19 protein-coding genes and 1 tRNA gene are annotated in these 17753 nt (G+C 38.0%); all 20 read right to left on the bottom strand.

What is annotated here, in order from left to right:
• Window positions 1-2: 2 nt before the first annotated feature.
• The 20 genes from tsaD to recG all read right to left on the bottom strand — a co-directional run bounded on the left by tsaD (window position 3) and on the right by recG (window position 17699).
• Window positions 3-1034: a tRNA (adenosine(37)-N6)-threonylcarbamoyltransferase complex transferase subunit TsaD gene (tsaD, locus tag E7A03_RS01370; protein WP_012864455.1), complete on the bottom strand. Its 1032-nt coding sequence runs from the start codon at window positions 1032-1034 to the stop codon at window positions 3-5.
• The gene (gene rimI / locus E7A03_RS01365; protein WP_278471635.1) at window positions 1031-1480 is read right to left on the bottom strand and encodes a ribosomal protein S18-alanine N-acetyltransferase; all 450 of its coding nucleotides are present in this window, start codon (window positions 1478-1480) and stop codon (window positions 1031-1033) included. The genes tsaD and rimI overlap by 4 nt, the downstream gene beginning before the upstream one ends.
• Complete coding sequence (gene tsaB, locus E7A03_RS01360) at window positions 1480-2238, bottom strand: tRNA (adenosine(37)-N6)-threonylcarbamoyltransferase complex dimerization subunit type 1 TsaB (protein WP_105086741.1); 759 nt, start codon at window positions 2236-2238, stop codon at window positions 1480-1482. Before tsaB ends, rimI begins: the two co-directional genes overlap by 1 nt.
• Complete coding sequence (gene tsaE / locus E7A03_RS01355; RefSeq protein WP_195395084.1) at window positions 2222-2716, bottom strand: tRNA (adenosine(37)-N6)-threonylcarbamoyltransferase complex ATPase subunit type 1 TsaE; 495 nt, start codon at window positions 2714-2716, stop codon at window positions 2222-2224. Before tsaE ends, tsaB begins: the two co-directional genes overlap by 17 nt.
• Window positions 2706-3686, bottom strand: a complete 981-nt coding sequence (gene thiL, locus E7A03_RS01350) for a thiamine-phosphate kinase (protein WP_278471637.1) — start codon at window positions 3684-3686, stop codon at window positions 2706-2708. The genes tsaE and thiL overlap by 11 nt, the downstream gene beginning before the upstream one ends.
• 112 nt (window positions 3687-3798) lie before the next feature.
• Entirely contained in the window at window positions 3799-4359 is a 561-nt protein-coding gene (locus tag E7A03_RS01345) for a GerMN domain-containing protein (RefSeq protein ID WP_105086743.1), read from the bottom strand.
• 3 nt (window positions 4360-4362) lie between these two features.
• Window positions 4363-5460 carry an N-acetylmuramoyl-L-alanine amidase family protein gene (locus E7A03_RS01340; protein ID WP_105086744.1) on the bottom strand — a complete coding sequence of 366 codons (1098 nt, stop codon included), beginning with the start codon at window positions 5458-5460 and terminating at the stop codon, window positions 4363-4365.
• A gap of 244 nt (window positions 5461-5704) precedes the next feature.
• Window positions 5705-6649 (bottom strand): ComEC/Rec2 family competence protein, encoded by a 945-nt coding sequence (locus E7A03_RS01335; protein WP_118091285.1) that lies wholly within the window; start codon window positions 6647-6649, stop codon window positions 5705-5707.
• Entirely contained in the window at window positions 6646-8223 is a 1578-nt protein-coding gene (locus E7A03_RS01330) for an NAD(P)H-hydrate dehydratase (protein WP_105086746.1), read from the bottom strand. Before E7A03_RS01330 ends, E7A03_RS01335 begins: the two co-directional genes overlap by 4 nt.
• 1 nt (window position 8224) lies before the next feature.
• Window positions 8225-8596 (bottom strand): holo-ACP synthase, encoded by a 372-nt coding sequence (acpS, locus tag E7A03_RS01325; protein WP_105086747.1) that lies wholly within the window; start codon window positions 8594-8596, stop codon window positions 8225-8227.
• Between the two features lie 68 nt (window positions 8597-8664).
• Complete coding sequence (locus tag E7A03_RS01320) at window positions 8665-9456, bottom strand: hypothetical protein (RefSeq protein ID WP_105086748.1); 792 nt, start codon at window positions 9454-9456, stop codon at window positions 8665-8667.
• Window positions 9457-9550: 94 nt separating this feature from the next.
• A tRNA-Leu gene (locus tag E7A03_RS01315) sits at window positions 9551-9634 on the bottom strand.
• A gap of 54 nt (window positions 9635-9688) precedes the next feature.
• Complete coding sequence (surE, locus tag E7A03_RS01310; protein WP_004697320.1) at window positions 9689-10450, bottom strand: 5'/3'-nucleotidase SurE; 762 nt, start codon at window positions 10448-10450, stop codon at window positions 9689-9691.
• A gap of 17 nt (window positions 10451-10467) precedes the next feature.
• Window positions 10468-11730 (bottom strand): glycosyltransferase family 2 protein, encoded by a 1263-nt coding sequence (locus E7A03_RS01305; protein WP_227037010.1) that lies wholly within the window; start codon window positions 11728-11730, stop codon window positions 10468-10470.
• 19 nt (window positions 11731-11749) lie between these two features.
• A complete protein-coding gene (gene pssA / locus E7A03_RS01300) occupies window positions 11750-12421 on the bottom strand; it encodes a CDP-diacylglycerol--serine O-phosphatidyltransferase (protein WP_105086749.1) in 672 nt (223 codons plus the stop codon).
• Window positions 12414-13055 carry a phosphatidylserine decarboxylase family protein gene (locus E7A03_RS01295; RefSeq protein WP_004696080.1) on the bottom strand — a complete coding sequence of 214 codons (642 nt, stop codon included), beginning with the start codon at window positions 13053-13055 and terminating at the stop codon, window positions 12414-12416. The genes pssA and E7A03_RS01295 overlap by 8 nt, the downstream gene beginning before the upstream one ends.
• A gap of 14 nt (window positions 13056-13069) precedes the next feature.
• Entirely contained in the window at window positions 13070-13792 is a 723-nt protein-coding gene (locus tag E7A03_RS01290; protein ID WP_101928340.1) for a WecB/TagA/CpsF family glycosyltransferase, read from the bottom strand.
• 15 nt (window positions 13793-13807) lie between these two features.
• On the bottom strand, window positions 13808-15262 hold the full coding sequence (gene guaB / locus E7A03_RS01285) for an IMP dehydrogenase (protein ID WP_004696085.1): 1455 nt from the start codon (window positions 15260-15262) through the stop codon (window positions 13808-13810).
• A gap of 76 nt (window positions 15263-15338) precedes the next feature.
• The gene (locus tag E7A03_RS01280; protein ID WP_004696087.1) at window positions 15339-15524 is read right to left on the bottom strand and encodes a 4-oxalocrotonate tautomerase; all 186 of its coding nucleotides are present in this window, start codon (window positions 15522-15524) and stop codon (window positions 15339-15341) included.
• Between the two features lie 132 nt (window positions 15525-15656).
• On the bottom strand, window positions 15657-17699 hold the full coding sequence (gene recG, locus E7A03_RS01275; RefSeq protein ID WP_105086750.1) for an ATP-dependent DNA helicase RecG: 2043 nt from the start codon (window positions 17697-17699) through the stop codon (window positions 15657-15659).
• Between the last annotated feature and the right edge of the window lie 54 nt (window positions 17700-17753).

The raw sequence follows: 17753 nt of genomic DNA, 5'->3' as shown, positions 1-17753 counted from the left end.
GATTAATCCTCTTTCCAAGATACGTATCCAATTTCAACACTAGGCTTTGCATTCAATGTTAAATCGCCAAATTTACCGGCCTGCGCCATATAATAAGCTCGGCATCCAATCATGGCCGCATTGTCAGTAGACAAAATTTTATGTGGTTTGTAATAAGTAAAACCTTCTTCTACACACATAGCTTCTAAAGCCTTTTGTAATCCTTTATTGGCTGATACACCACCAGCAATAGTAATACGACTTTCACCTAAAGTATGTGCGGCATCTTTCGTCTTTTCTACCAACACATCAACGATGGCCTTCTGGAATGATGCAGCCACATCAGATTGATTGATAGGTTCATTCTTTTGTTGCTTACTATTTAAATAGTTTAAAACGGCAGACTTTAAACCACTAAAGCTAAATTCAAAATTACCTGGTTCACTTAAAGCCTTTGGAAATTCAATAGCCTCTGGATTCCCTTCAGCGGCAAGGGCATCGATATGAGGGCCCCCTGGATAAGGGAATCCCATGACCCGTGCAATCTTATCAAAAGCCTCGCCAGCTGCGTCATCTCGTGTTTGACCAAGAACATCAAATTCTTCATATCCTTTTACATGTACTAACATGGTATGACCACCAGAGACAACGAGACTTAAAAATGGAGGCTCCAGTTCTGGATTAGCTAAAAAGTTAGCAAAAATATGACCTTCCATATGGTGCACTGGCACCAAGGGTATCCCGGTAGCAAAGGATAACCCTTTTGCAGCAGCTACACCAACTAATAAGGCCCCTACAAGACCGGGACCATACGTAACACCAATATGATTGATATCTTGTAAAGTCACATTTGCATCACGTAATGCTTGGTCTATTACGGGTATCACTTGTTCTATATGATGACGTGATGCAATTTCAGGTACAACGCCACCAAATTTTCTATGTATTGGCACTTGGCTTGAAATAACATTAGACAAAACAGTGCGCCCGTCCTTAAGGACAGAAGCAGAGGTTTCGTCACAGCTACTTTCCAAGGCTAATGTGTATATACTCATTCTATTTCCTCTGAAACGAGAGACATAATATAAGCATCTTCCATAGGCTCTGAATAATAATCTTTACGAATTCCTTTTACAGAAAATCCTAAATTTCTATACATAGCCAATGCTGCAAGATTAGATATGCGCACCTCTAAGAAAATTTCTTTCATACCTCTCATAAGACATTCATCTATTAATTGTTTTGTAAGTTTTGATCCGTATCCCTTACCTCGTGCGGAAGGAATAATGGCGATATTCGTAATTTGACCTTCATCGTATACAAGCCAAGCACCTGCATATCCAACAATTTTGTTCTCCTCACAAATTACCATATATAATTTATTTGATGCCCCTTCTAACTCAACGAGAACAGATTCTAAACTCCAAGGAACAGAAAAAGACTGTTGTTCAATAGTATAGATAGCTTGAGCATCATCTATTGTAGCCAAACGAATCTCCATTATTCGACTCCTGCTGCCTCAGTAACTACAACTGTAGGATTTTGTTTCAACATTTCAGGATTATTTTTATGGCGTTCTTCCCATAACACTTCTGCTTCTGATCGTCGAATATAATAAGGAACCATATCCATAGGGTCAGAACTCTCTTCAGAGCCTACCAATCTACGGCCAGCTAGTAATAGAGAACTAGCTTTTGGAATACGTTGCGATATATCTAAAATCGTTAAATTTGTATCACTTTCATCTAGTAGCTTCTCTATTCGCTTAACGCCATCCCCAAGGAACACTACATATTCTTCAGAGGCTCGGAGTCGATCTAATAAATCATTAGCAGCAATGACAAAAGGCTCCTCTTTGCAGACCAATTCATTACCATCATATTTGTAGATACCTGCATAGACATGTTTTTTCTGAGCATCGATAACGGTACAAATCGTGCGGTCCGTATAAGCTACATTACGAGCTAAACTGTCCATGGTCATTACGCCATATAAAGGAATTTGTAAGGCATAAGCCATAGCTTTAGCTGTCCCCATACCAATACGTAAGCCTGTAAAAGAACCAGGTCCAATGCTAACCATAATACCTTTTAATTCACTTTTTTCAACTTGAGAAGCTCGTAATAGCATATCAATATGAGGTACCAACTGCTCAGAATGAGTCAATCCAGCTTGAATGGTCAATTCCCCAATTAGGCAACTTTCATCTATTAAAGCCACACTCGACACGAGAGAGCTCGTCTCAATTCCCAACCACATATGGGCCTCCTATTTCTACTAAATCACCCGTTGTAAGGTAATCACTAGTTAATGTAATGGAACGGCTTGTATCATCAATACGTGTTAAATGAATCCATAGCGTTTCATCAGGCAATTCATGAGGGAATTTATCTGCCCATTCTACAATGGATACGCAGTCTTCTGTATATTCATAAAATCCAATATTTTCCAGTTCACTAATATCTTCCAAGCGATATACGTCAAAATGATATAAATGAGTTCGATTCACATCATAGGTATTCATTATGGCAAAGGTAGGACTTGTAATTTCTTCAGTAACCCCAAAGCCCTTTGCAATGCCTTGCGACAAATGTGTTTTTCCTGTCCCCAAGTCACCAACTAGTGCTATACAAAGAGGATGCCCATTATGTTTAACCCATTCGCCTAATAATTGGCCAAATTGTTGTGTGTCTTCTACTGTATGAGTCTTTAAATGAACCTGTACCTTATCCTTCATGAAAATGATTATATCCTTTCGCTTCTATGGTCTTAATCGTTTTATCAAGTGTTACCATTTGAACCCGAGGAGGGCCAGATAAAACTTCCCCAATCAACGTAATGCCTGCTAGCTTTTCCAATTCCGAAAGTAGTGATTTTGGCGCTGTAAAGACTAACTGAAAGTCTTCTCCACCATACAAAGCATAATCTACTGGATTAGTTTGTAAATGCTTAGCTAATGCGTAAGTCTCCTCGTGTAAAGGGATTGCTTGTTCTTCAAATACAATGGAAACATTACTAGCTACAGCGATTTCATTCAATTCACTACCTAGTCCATCGCTAATATCATTCATACTATGAATACCAAGTCGTCGCAATTTTTGCCCCAATTCAATCTGTGGTTCAGGACGTTGATGCCCCACTTTGGTCATATCATAGCCTACTAAATTATAAGATAATGCTCCTAAACCTGTAGCTGCATAACCTACATAGTTTGTAACACCTACAACATCTCCTACTTTCGCACCACTTCGCATAACCGCAGTGCCTTTAGGAACCTCTCCGATAATTGTTACAGTCCAAACCATGGGGCCTTCCGTACGTACCGTATCTCCACCCAATATATTGAGTTGATATCTCATACATTGATCTTTAATTCCCCTATAAATTTCATCAAGAATGACTGTATTAACATGGTCTGGTGCGGCTACAGATAATACAATTTGTCTAGGAATGCCACCCATAGCCGCAACATCACTTAAATTAGCCGTCATAAGGCGATACCCTACATCATAGGGCATCATATAGTGAAAGCTAAAATGAACACCTTCCACCATTGTGTCAGTGCTTATCAATTGCTCTGTATTTTGATCTGCTTTATAAATAGCACAATCATCACCAATACCGTACACTACAGTATTAGGATTATAAATCGTGTTATCTTGAATTTGACGAATGAAATTAAATTCCCCTACATCTTTTAATTGCATCTGATCACCTAATTTCCGATTATTACTTATTGTATTGTAACATATATAAAAGACAACAAAAATAGCAGATAGTTGATATATCAACTATCTGCTATAAATGTCCTTAAAAGAATTATTTTTTAATTAGATTCGTCATTCTCTTAACAGGTTCTTTAGTATCAAAGGAACCTACAGTTGGCACCTTTTTACCATTATTGACGAATAGAACACCATTAATATTATCAAAGGATGTCAATGTATTTACAATAGCAGCCATTTGTAACTTAACAGTTAAGTCTCCGCCATTACCCTTTACGAATGCATCATTTACTTCAACAGAAGCAATACCATCTTTTACAGTAACAGATGTAATTTCAATATCCTTAGAGAAGACTGGATATTTTTGTGCTCTATCAACATTTAACATCGCTAAAAGAGCTGCTTTAGGCGTAACTTTATTCGCCTCTATCTCAACGGTAGTTTGTTTTACCCCAGAACCATCCTCCGTAGGAACAAAGAAGGCCATCTTAACCTTTTCTTGAGATACTTTACTTGTTTCTGCATCCTTATTGACTTTCGTCTCTTGCGTAGGTTCACTTTTACCTGTTGTAGGAGCTTGTTCATGTGTACAACCCACTACAAATGCCAGCATACCTACACAGAGAATCGATAGAACTTGTTTACGTAATTTCATCGATTAACCTCCAAAGTAATTAGCAATACCATTTGCAATGCGGTTAGCAAAGTCTTCTTGAGTTTGAGGAGATTGTAGCACACGTTCCTCATTAGGGTTAGAGATAAAACCAAGCTCTACAAGAATTGCAGGCATATTAGAATGTCTCAACACGTATAAGTTACCCTCTTGAATGCCACGATCACCATTGAAACCAGGTGTGTTAGCAATTTGAGATTGTACCTTTTGTGCTAATCGAGCATCGTTACCAGTTTTGCTATAGTAATATGTTGCAATACCACCAACGCTAGGATTATTAAATGCGTTGATATGAACGCTCACAAGAACATCAGAATTACTACGGTTAGCCACGTTAACACGAGCCCCCAATTCATCAACACCACTTGCATTAGGACCATATACATCTACATCGGTAGTACGAGTCAAAAGTACTTTAGCACCACGATTTTCTAAAGATTTTTTCAAATACATAGAAATTGGTAGTGTAATGTTTTTCTCTTGTACACCGTGAGGTCCAATAGCACCAGAATCACTACCACCATGTCCTGGGTCAATAGTAATTGTTTTGCCAGATAAACCGCCACTAGTAGAGTATTTACCAGATCCTGTAGGTACATTTTTTGCTGGATGTGCAGATTGAGATGGCTTTTTACCATAGTAAGCAGGCTTAGCTACAGCACCTTTTTTCTGAACATCAACAACGATACGATACGGTTTCTTATTAACCGTATCTTTTTTCAAGGAAAAAACCTTTACATCACTAGTATCAATAGATGAAGGTGTCTTGATTGTTACTTTAACGTCTCTGCCATCTTGTGAAAGTTTAGCAGAGCTAGCAATAGCTGAGTCCATAGAAATGTTCTCTTTAGCCGTCTTTAGCTTTGTATTCTTTAAAGTAACAGTCGTAGTTTTCCCATCTTTGCTAATTGATGCAGATGCCTTTATAGGTGCCGATAAGTCCATAACAATACGAACATATGGTACAGGTGCATCTGTTCTAGTCACCCATCGAGCATCTTCCAAATTAGCTGCCTTTGCTTGAGTCAATAATAAAGGTATCGCCATCAAGACTGCAAGGCACATTAAAAATAGTTTACGCAATACATTCACTCCAATCTAACTGACATACATAGTGTCCAAACCATAGAGATGAGTCGATGATATTTTTATCTATCAAAATCTCATCGTTCCAATCTATCCATAAACTAATGTTAGATTATAAATAGATTATTTCATACAAACATGAAGATTAGTATGCCGATTACACATATTACTATATAAAGACCTTATTCAGAATACACAAAAAACAGTTTCATAAAATTATTTTTTGTATAAGCAATCAAAACTAACGTTCAGTTGTAATTTGCCATTCATTCCCATCCGTACTAATATGAATACGTCCCATCGTATCTGTACGGTAAATAGCAATATTATTTTCCTGCAAGCGACGTAATGTCACATCGTGAGGATGACCATACTTATTATACATGCCATTTGAAATTAATGCACTTTCAGGCTTAATAGATTTCAAAAAATCTTCAGAGCTACTTGTACGAGAACCGTGATGACCTACCTTAAGAATACGAGAAAACAATCTAGAATTCTGCTCTTTTATAAGTTTTTTCTCTTCTTGTAATTCAGCATCACCCGTAAAGAGCATAGAAAATTTACCGAAGATTAATTTACCTACAATAGAATTATTATTAAGATCTGTCTCTCCTTTTTTATCAGTCAAAGGTTCAACCCAAGGAGCATATACTATGAATACAGCACCATGCCCAAAATCAACTACATCTCCACTTCTCAAAGTAGTTCGTTGAATTTTATTTTTCTCAATCCATTTTTCATAGGTTTTGTACATATTATTATCAACAGCAATACCATCATCATATACATGTTCAATAGGCATAGCCTTTGCAATAGCATAAAAACCACCCATATGATCAGCATGAGGATGTGTGATAATAATATTTTTTAGCTTTGTTACACCCATAGTTTTAAGTTGAGCTACAATATTTTCACGATGTTCTATGTCACCAGTATCGATCATGCTATACTCATCGCCTACCTTAAGTAATATAGCATCCCCCTGACCAATATCTAGCATATATACATCTAGCTTACCTTCAGGGGTAGTCGTTTTAGTATCGATTGAGTAAGTCCCATTAGCGTTAGTAGTTACTTGATTTGCTGCGTTTGCTACATCATTATTTGTGCATCCTGCAATGGCGAAGATAGGAATACATAATACCAACAAGAAAGCTATAAAGCGTTGTATTCTATTTGTCATTCATAATCTCCCAATAATTCACTAACCACGAAGCCTAAAGAAGCACTGACATCACTCGGAGTATAACCCCAACTCTTTGTTTCATTCAGAATATCTGCACTACGACTATGTACATAAACACCGAGAATAGCACTATCTTGTAGTGAATAACCCTGACTTATAAAACCAGCAATTACACCAGTCAGCACATCTCCCATACCGCCAGTACCCATGCCCGCATTACCGATAGTATTTACATACACCGTTCCATCAGGGAATGCCACAATTGAAGGAATTCCTTTTAGTACAAGAATAACTTGATGAGCCTTAGCAAATTCTCTAGCCAACGTGATATAATGACGCTCAATCCATTTAATAGGTAAATCAATAAGTCTACTAAATTCACCTAAATGCGGTGTCATAACACAATATGGAAGTTCTCTTTCCACTGTATATGCAGACTCAATATCACCATCTCGCAAAGCATCTTTATTAACACAACCAACATGTCCCACTGCATACAAAGCATCAGCATCTAGTACTAATGCTCCTTCGTAAGCATCTAAGATATGATCCACTAAATCACAGATTTCACGGGTGCGACCTAAACCAGGTCCCATAGCAACAACTTGACGACAATCAAAAAGTTCTTTATTAGTCTCTGTGGAAGTAACCATCACCTCAGGTATGACACGGCTTTGTACAATCTGTTTAATTATTTTGGGTACAGCTAATGTTACTTTACCAGCACCACTATGAACTGCCGCTTCAGCAGCCAAAATAGGGGCTCCTATCATATCATTTGAACCACCAATAATTAAAGTGTTTCCATTGACACCTTTATGCGCCATTGGAGTACGATAGTTGATAATTTTTTCTGCTAAATCAGAATCAATGGTTATAGTTCTAACACGTTCACCCAGTACCTGCTGCCAAGGAGCACCCAATGGAGCAACCACAGCGGTTCCTCCTACAGCCTTTCCGGGATATAATAACAAACCTTGTTTGATAGCTCCAAAAGTAACAGTATAATCATAGGTCAGTGTGCCTTCTGCTACATGACCAGTAGTAGCATCCAAACCTGCAGGTACATCAATAGCCCACAAATCAAAATTATACTGACTACGCATAGTATCAATATCATTCAATATATCGATGGTCACCTCTCTTAACCTTCCAGTAAAGCCCGTTCCCATGATGCCTTCCACAGCGATGGCTACGTTGGACCAATCATTGAATTCATCATACATATCGATGCTACAGCCCATAGCTTTGCAGCGCTCAATTTGCACTGCAAAAAGATCACTACACTTGTTTATATCTCCTACTAGTACAATTTGTGCTGGTACGCCTTGCTCCATCAAATGGCGAGCCGCTACAAGGCCATCTGCCCCATTATTACCCGTACCACATATAAATAAAACAAAACTATTTATGGAACGGCCATTATTCAGGGAAAATAAATCGTACTCTCCCCATAAGGCATCTACGATACCACGTCCAGCATTTTCCATGAGGATTTCTAAAGAAATTCCTAATTGCTTAGGAACCTCTCGATCTATAAATCGAGCATCTTCTGTAGTTAAAATATTCATCTTATGCTCCTTCAAGTATAACTGTACTCATTGCATAATCCTTGCAATGACTAATCGATACATGAATATCAGTATAACCTGATGTTTCGTAAATATCTTTGAAAGTATCTTGTAAACGAATTAAGGGTGCGCCCCATTCATCATGATAAATCTCTATATCTTGCCATGATCCATACCTCATCCCTATACCTAAAGCTTTAATAAAAGCCTCTTTTGCAGCATATATACCTGCAAAGGATTCGTAGCATCCTTTATTCCGACTTTTACAATATTCAATCTCATGAATCGTATAAACGCGCACTTTAAATGAACTTGATTTCTCTATAGCTTGACGTATACGGTCAATCTCTATAATATCATTCCCTAATTTCATAATAGCTCCTAAAATACTCTAATACTATTATTATACACTCATAAAGGGGATTAAAACATAGGTAGTATCTAGACATTTACCGAAAATGGTAGGCTAGACAAACTATAAATTTCAACTTTACCTTTGCGATTGACCGCCATATACATTTGACCATTTCGACAATCCATGTCTTCTACTTCCATTCCAGAAGCATAAGGGCTAATATTTTTAACAACTCCCTCTTCATCGACGTATACAAAGGTTGTCAACGTCGTAAATAAAGTATTTCCATTAGTTGCGTAAGCACCGTTATTATTTAAGTTTGTATGATTAGCATCAATTTTATAAGAACGAATACGATTAAAATTGGAGTCGTAATAATTAATTGTCCGTTCAGAGTTTGTTAAAGGCACAATTGATACATATTCATTGCGTACTTTATCATATGCAAAATTAAAAACTTTCTCTTTTAGTTTAATCGGTGCTTCAACAATCATGCTATCCGCTTCAATAGGAGTAAGGTTATATCCATTTACAACAGCATTTGTTGTATAGTAACGATTATTGACAGAATTATAAGTTAAGGTATTCATATGACCTAATAAACTTTTATAACTATACTCATATTTTGCAACAACAGTAAAAGTTTTTGGATTAATTTCATAAATAATTTGCTTCGTATTATCTGAATTAATACAAGCTAAAGCAAAAACGTCTTTTTTGGAATTATAACAAAATCCTTGGCACTGATTTACAGATCCATCTAATGGTATTTCTGCCAAGCGAGATAATGGCAATGGCATCTGTACAGCGCTAACCTGTTGAGTAAGTTTAGGAATATCAAAAATATTTGTAATATAATCAATTATACCTTGATCCATACTGTCACCTCACGAAATTAATAATGTATATTATAGTATATAAATTCATAAATATAAAAATAGGCGGTAAGACAAAAGTCTTACCGCCTAATGTTGGTGCCGGAGGTGGGACTTGAACCCACACGGTGTTACCCGCTTGATTTTGAGTCAAGTGCGTCTGCCATTCCGCCACTCCGGCGTATCGGAACATTTGTTATTATACAGACATCCCTAAGCAATGTCAACATATTTTTTATATTTCATCTAAAATATTTTGAACCCTTTTCATATCCGTATCACATTGTTGTTTCCATGTAAGTGCGACACCTGTAATATAGCCTTTACGGGCAAATTCTACATCTGTAGGAACACTTTCAGCACCATAGTCTAGCTCGCCAGCTAACCAATAATAATCCTGTCCTCTTGAATTAATGCGAGCTTCGATAATATTACTGTAGGTTTGTAAGCCTTGGCTCACCATTTTAAAATGATCCCAATCACATGTGCCACGTAATGGGAAGTTCACATTTAGTAAACCGCTAAACTGACCCGCCACATAAATTTTCTCAATCAATTCATGTATAAATGGATGCATCTCGTCTCCCCGTTCAACAGAATATCTCTCAACAGATAATGCTAAACCGGGAATACCGTAAAAACCACTTTCCATAGCTGCCGAAACAGTGCCGGAATACAATACATCAGAGCCTAAATTAAATCCATGATTAATTCCAGAAATTACAAGATCTGGCATATCATCAGTCAATAAATAACTGAGACCGAACTTCATGCAATCGGACGGCGTTCCCGTTAGAGCATAAAGGCGAGGATTTTCATCCTCGCCATTGCAAGCATCTAATTTCAATGGAACCTCGGTCGTCAATGCATGGGATTTAGCACTTTGCTCATTAGCAGGTGCTACAACGGTAATTCTATAATATTGACTTAAATACGATGCAAGATGACGTAAACCATCTGCTAAAATGCCATCGTCATTACACATTAAAATATGCATAGTCACTCCTACAGATTCTATTTTTCATTCTTATTCATATTGCCCATACGTGTTAATTTAACATCATCTAAGCCCACAGCTCTCGTATGGACTGTATGAGACCATACCTTATTATGACGGCGGAACCACCCTAAAATATTTACTGGAATCCAAGAGTAAACAAATAATGGATATAGTAAATAGTAGAACCAAATCTTTGGTGGTACCTTGATTTTCAACAATACAATTAATGGGAATAGATATTGACCAACACCTATAATTGTCCATACAGACATAGGCATAATTTGATACAAAATATTTGTATAAATTGGAGTATACGCATTGATGTAGGATAACACCAAGTATACGGTTGTCAACAATAAGAAATAAGGTTGACTCACTTGGAATATACCATCCAAAATCATAATATTCCCTGTTTTGATACCAATAGCAAATAATTTAGGAATATATCGACCCGCACAGTCAAATTGCCCCTGAGCCCATCGTAAACGTTGTCTGCAAGAAGCCATCATAGTCGTAACCTTTTCATCGTATACGATAGCATCATGCCCCCAACAAGTACGGATACCATGAGTCAATAGTTTCATGGAAAATTCCATATCTTCGGTTAAGCTATTGCAATCCCAACCGTATTCGCGAATAATAGATGTACGAATACACATGCCTGTACCACCTAAAGCCGTAGATAATCCAAGACGATATTTTGCTAAATGCCACATATGGTTAACCATCCAAAAGGCGATAGAGAACGTACCGGCTACCCAAGAGTCAGTTGGATTTTTAGAGTTCAAGTAACCTTGAATTACAGACTCACCTTTTTCAAGATGATCATTCATTTCTAACATAAATTGAGGATGTACTAAATTATCGGCATCAAAAATCAGGAATGCATCATATTTCCGATCCATTTGTTTTACCCGATCAAACATCCACCCCATGGCATAACCTTTACCTATTTCTTGTTTATTTTCACGTACATGTACATTAGCGCCAGCAGCACTTGCTACTTCCGCAGTCTTATCTGTACAGTTATCGGCAACTACAAAAATATCGTATAGATCATCAGGATAATCTAGGCCACGTAAGTTTTTAACTAACTCACCAACAACAGCTTCCTCATTATGAGCGCATACAACGATGGCAAAGGAATTTTTAGGGGTATAATTTTTATGTACTCGCGATCGCCACATACCTACGACAGCGAGTATAAAATAATAAACCGTATAAATTACGATTATTACCTGCATAGGAATCAGTAATAGATCCAGTAGGTAATTCATACTATTCTCCTCCACACATCTATTTACGTACTATATTTAAAGCCCCGTTAATAAGCCCAAACATTACATAGCCAGCAAAAATCATAACGGCCCATGTATGCCAATCATACACGAGACAAGCTATAACAAATATGGCTGTGAGTACAATAGAAAGTTTATTGATATAAATCTCACTTTTACCTTTAAAATCGGGATATTTAACTTCACTAACCATAAGGAGACCTATACCAATCATACAAACTACCAACACAAATTGAGGTACCGATACGCCACACAATACGTAAGTCGCCGCTAAACATCCAGCGGCTGGAATTGGTAAACCTTCAAAATAGCCATGAACTTCGTCAGTTTTAATATTAAATCGCGCTAAACGAAATGCACCAAGCACTGCAAAGGCTAATAGTGGCACATATGCAATCCATCCTAAACCATATAATTCTTTCATATAAAGCATATACGCAGGCGCTACACCAAATCCCACTACATCAGACAGAGAATCAAGTTCCCGGCCCATTGGTCCTGCAACTCCTAAAGCTCTTGCTACACGCCCATCTAATCCATCTGCTACTAGAGACAATAATATACATATAGCTGCGCAGAAGGTATTATTTGTAGCAGACAACGTAATACCAAGAACACCAAATGCTAAATTTGCACTAGTAAATAAATTTGGAATAATAGATTTATTCATGTCGTAACCTCCCGATAACAGTATCACCGCCTGTAATATGTTGACCTTTTTCAACGAACAACTCTACATCCTTATCCATATAGAGCTCAGTACAGGAACCGAACTTAATCATCCCGTACAACTGACCGCGTTCAAGTACACTATCTAGGTCTGTCCAAGATACGATACGTCTTGCTAAAAGGCCCGCAATTTGCGTTACTAATACGGAAGTACGATCATTTTCAATACAAATAGTATGACGTTCATTTTCAAAACCTACATCATCTTTGAATGCTGGTAGGAAACTACCCATCGTATAGTGACGGTACGTAATTTTACCATCAATAGGCGCACGATTAGCATGCACGTCAAAAACAGATAAGAAAATAGTTACTTTTTTACACTCTTTATGTAAGTAAATATCTTCGTATACATCAGAAATATCCATGATTTTACCGTCCGCTGGGGATAAAATCAAATCTGGATCTTGAGGGATTACACGTTTAGGATTTCTAAAGAAATTAACGAAAAATAATGCCAGAATAAATGAAATAATCGCAATTACATAATGTCCTAAATATCCTAACACCACAGTGATAATGAGCATAGCTCCTATCAGAGGAAACCCTTCCTTAATTATTGGTCCTGTAGGCACGATTCAACACTCCTCTATTTATTTCTAATAACGGTCCACATAAACTTTGGAATAGCCAACATACGGCCAATCCGTTGAGGTTCTAAATATAATCGATACAACCATTCAAGTCGATTTCGTTGCATCCATTCTGGGGCCCGAGGAATATTACCTGCCAAGACATCAAAGGAACCACCAATTCCAATGGCAACTACGCCATCGAGGTGACTCAACTTTTCTGCAATCCATTGTTCTTGCTTTGGCACACCTAAGGCAACAAATACCAATTTTGCCTTAGATTCAGCTATAGATTTAATGATTTCTTGTTCCTCTGCACTATCAAAGAATCCGTCATGAATTCCTGCTATATTTAATGCACCTACCTGAGCAGATACATTATCAATCGCTCGTTGAGCAACACCAGGTGCCGCCCCCAAGCAGTATACAGGAATTTGATGAGTCGCCGCAACTTTAAACAATTCCATAGTTACGTCTACACCTGTTACGCGTTCAGGCACATGTTCTCCTTGACGCTCTGCAGCCCACAAAATGCCAGCCCCATCGGGAACGACGAGACTAGCATTATTCAATATGGAGTGCAATGTAGGATTTTCATTAGCCAACATAACCATTTCTGCATTAGCCGTTGCTACTAAATGTAGCCCCGGCTGTTCAGTTAATTGTAAAATACGTTGGACTGCCTCATCCATTGTGACACAATCGATAGGCACAGATAAAACAGAAATACGTTTATTCAATGTAATACTCCATTATCAACCACTATAATTTGGTGCTTCAACGGTAATGCTTACATCATGCGGATGACTTTCTTTCAAACCAGCCGCTGTAATTTGAATGAATTGAGTGTTTTCAATCATTTCTTGGATGTTATGACATCCACAATACCCCATACTTGCACGCAAACCACCAACCATTTGGAAAATTGTATCGGCCAGCATACCTTTATATGGTACACGACCTTCTATACCTTCAGGAACTAATTTCTTAGCTTCTGTTTGGAAATATCGATCTTTACTACCGAGTTTCATAGCCCCTAGACTACCCATGCCTCGATATACTTTATAAGAACGGCCTTGATAAATCACTGTTTCTCCAGGGCTTTCATCAGTACCCGCTAAAATATTACCCATCATAACTACATTAGCACCAGCCGCAATAGCTTTAGCAATATCTCCAGAATATTTAATACCCCCATCAGCAATGATAGGAACTCCATAACGACGCCCCACTTGAGCAGACTCATAGACTGCTGTAATTTGAGGTACCCCAATGCCAGCAATAACACGAGTTGTACAAATAGAACCAGGTCCTATACCAACCTTAACTGCATCAGCTCCAGCTTCGATAAGAGCCTCAGTGCCTGCTGCAGTTGCCACATTACCTGCAATTACAGGAATGTGAGGATACGCTTGTTTAATGTCCTTCAACGTTCGAAGAACACCTGCAGAATGCCCATGGGCAGTATCAACAATAATTACGTCAGCTTTAGCAGATACAAGCGCATCAAGTCTATCATACAAATCTTGAGAAACACCTACTGCAGCACCAACTAATAATCGGCCACTACCATCCTTTGCTGCATTTGGATATTTAGTCGCTTTTTCAATATCTTTAATCGTAATTAAGCCTTTTAAGTTACCGTCGCCATCTACAAGAGGTAATTTTTCAATACGATGTTCGCTTAAGATAGCTTTCGCCGCTTCAAGAGATGTACCTTCCGGTGCAGTAACTAGGGAATCTTTTGTCATACATTCCCCAATTTGTCGGCTTAAATCAGTTTCAAAACGCATATCGCGATTTGTAATGATCCCTACTAGTTTACCATGTTCTGTGATAGGTACACCAGAAATTTTATATTTTTCCATAAGTTCTGCTGCATCGGATAGTAAATTTTGAGGGCTTAAGAAAATAGGATCAACGATAACACCGTGTTCAGAGCGTTTTACCTTGTCAACTTCATGAGCTTGCTCTTCAATAGACATATTTTTGTGGATAACGCCAAGACCTCCTTCACGAGCCATAGCAATCGCCATCCGTGATTCAGTAACCGTATCCATCCCAGAACTAATCATAGGAATATTTAATGTAATGTCACGAGTTAATTGAGTTTTTAACTCTACTTGATTAGGCAGTATATCCGAAGCTGCTGGTATTAATAATACATCATCAAAAGTTAGTCCACGCATACCGAATTTATCGTCTCTCATATTTCTTTCCTTTCCGTATAATAAAACAAAACTACGACCCGCCTAGTCCCTATGGACTAGGCGGTCAGTCGTAGCCTTAGCGTTCAGACCGCAAAATGCCGCCTTCCATATAATCGTCTTTTTTCATATCTACGAAGATAACTTTTACTGCATCAGCAGGAACATTTACGATATCAACCGCAGCCTTTGTAATTGCTTCACCTAATTGTTTCTTTTGTTCTTTTGTACGCCCTTCGACGAGCTCTACATGAATAATTGGCATATTAACCTCCATAGATGAAAAAATGAAATAAATTGTTTGTTCTATTATACGGTATGAAGGACATATAAACAAGGAAAAAAGCCAGATAAAATCTAATATTATCGATGCTTATATACTTATTAATCCTACCTCTTAATTATACAATATTCTTAGAAATTTTTCACCAAATCTTTTTTCTAATTCTTCTTTCATGATAGATTCTAATTTTTCTATTCCGAATTGATTTGCAAAATCTAGCACATCCTTGCGAGCCTTTACTAAAATCTCAATATCTTTGATGATATTAGCAACACGCAAATCAGGTAGTCCTGATTGAGCTAATCCAAACAATTGTCCTGAACCACGAATCAATAAATCTTGCTCTGCAAGCTCAAATCCATCCTGGATTTGTTCCATCAACTTTAAACGCTCTTGACTTACATCATTTTTAGAATCACTAACAAGAATGCAATAGGACTGATGAGCACCACGGCCTACACGTCCCCTCAGCTGATGTAGCTGAGACAGACCAAATCGCTCTGCCCCTTCAACGCACATAATGGTCGCATTTGGCACATTAACCCCCACTTCGATAACTGTTGTAGAAACAAGTAATGAAATTTCACCCCTATGGAAGGCATTCATCACTTCATCTTTTTCACTTGGCTTCATACGACCGTGAACGAGGCCCACTTCATAGGTCTTATAAAAGTACTCTTTTAATTCTAGATACAATTCCTCAGCAGCTTGCAAGTCTAATTTTTCGGATTCTTCTACAAGAGGGCACACCACATAGACCTGACGCCCTTCCGCCATTTCCTTACCAAAGAAAGTGCGTAATCTCTCTTTATAAGAACTATCTACAGCATATGTTTTAACAGGTTTTCGACCTGGTGGCATTTCTTTAATTAAAGATACTGCTAAATCTCCATATACGGATAATGTCATGGTACGAGGGATTGGTGTAGCCGTCATGATAAGTACATGAGGATATGTTCCCTTCTGTTGCAATCTCGCCCGTTGATCTACACCAAAGCGATGTTGCTCATCAATGATAACAAGGCCTAAATTATGGAAATTAACCCCCTCTTGGATAAGGGCATGCGTTCCAATAATCATTTGGATTCTGCCATCTGCTAAGCCCTCATAGATGCATTCTTTCTCTTTTTTCGTAGAGGATCCCGTTAATAATTCTATGGTAATACCTAAATTAGCACATACAGTTCGTATCCCTTCGTAATGTTGAGCCGCTAGAATCTCCGTAGGGGCCATCAATGCCCCCTGATACCCATTTTCAATAGCTTTTAATAAACTCAAGGTAGCCACAATAGTTTTACCAGAGCCTACATCTCCCTGCAACAAACGTTGCATAGGTCGTTCATCTTCCATATCAATACGAATATCCTCTAACGCTCGTTGTTGATCACCTGTTAAGGAAAACGGTAAATTCTCTATACACTGAGCCATTAGTTCCCCATTTGGTCCCATTTTAGGCCCTCTATGGCATTGTTCTTTATTTCGCAACAAAGCTAGGCCAGCTTGCATGACGAACAACTCTTCATAAGCCAATTGATAACGAGCCTTTTCATAGAGCTCTGAGGAGTCTGGGAAATGCATCATCTTAAAAGCATCATAGCGACTCATATAATGATGATCTTCACGAACCTCCACAGGTAAAATCTCTGGTAATTCATGGTTAGCCGCGAACCAATTACGTACAGATGAACGAACCACAAACTGAGATACCCCATCAGCAAGTGCGTAAATAGGAACGATACCTCGATCTGGTTCACCACCGTCTCCTAAGTTTTCCATTTGCGGTGTATTCATTTGCATGGAACCATATTGAAACTCAGCCTTACCATATGCATATATACGCTGTCCTTTTTTGTAAAAGTTCTTTTTATACCCTTGATTGAACAAAACAATCTTCAAAGGTCCTGTGCCATCTGCAATGACTACCTCTAAAATAGACAATCGAGGGCGAGGGCGTTTCTCTTGTACAGCAATAACAGTACCTACCACACCACCTGTCATACCTGATTTTAAATCACTAATTCTATAAATCGTACGCCGGTCTTCATAGGTTCTGGGAAAGTAAGTCAATAAGGATGTAACATTGGTAATTCCCAATTTATGCAATTGTTTCTCGCGACCAGGACCAATTCCCTTTATAGTCGTCAATCGTTCATCCATAAAAACTCCTTTAAATATACGATAAACACATGAGATATATCCAATTTTTGTATA

Source organism: Veillonella parvula (assembly GCF_032472435.1).
Taxonomy (GTDB): domain Bacteria; phylum Bacillota; class Negativicutes; order Veillonellales; family Veillonellaceae; genus Veillonella; species Veillonella parvula_N.
Note: the sequence above shows the minus strand (reverse complement) of the source record. Positions and strands in the feature narration are given on the sequence as shown.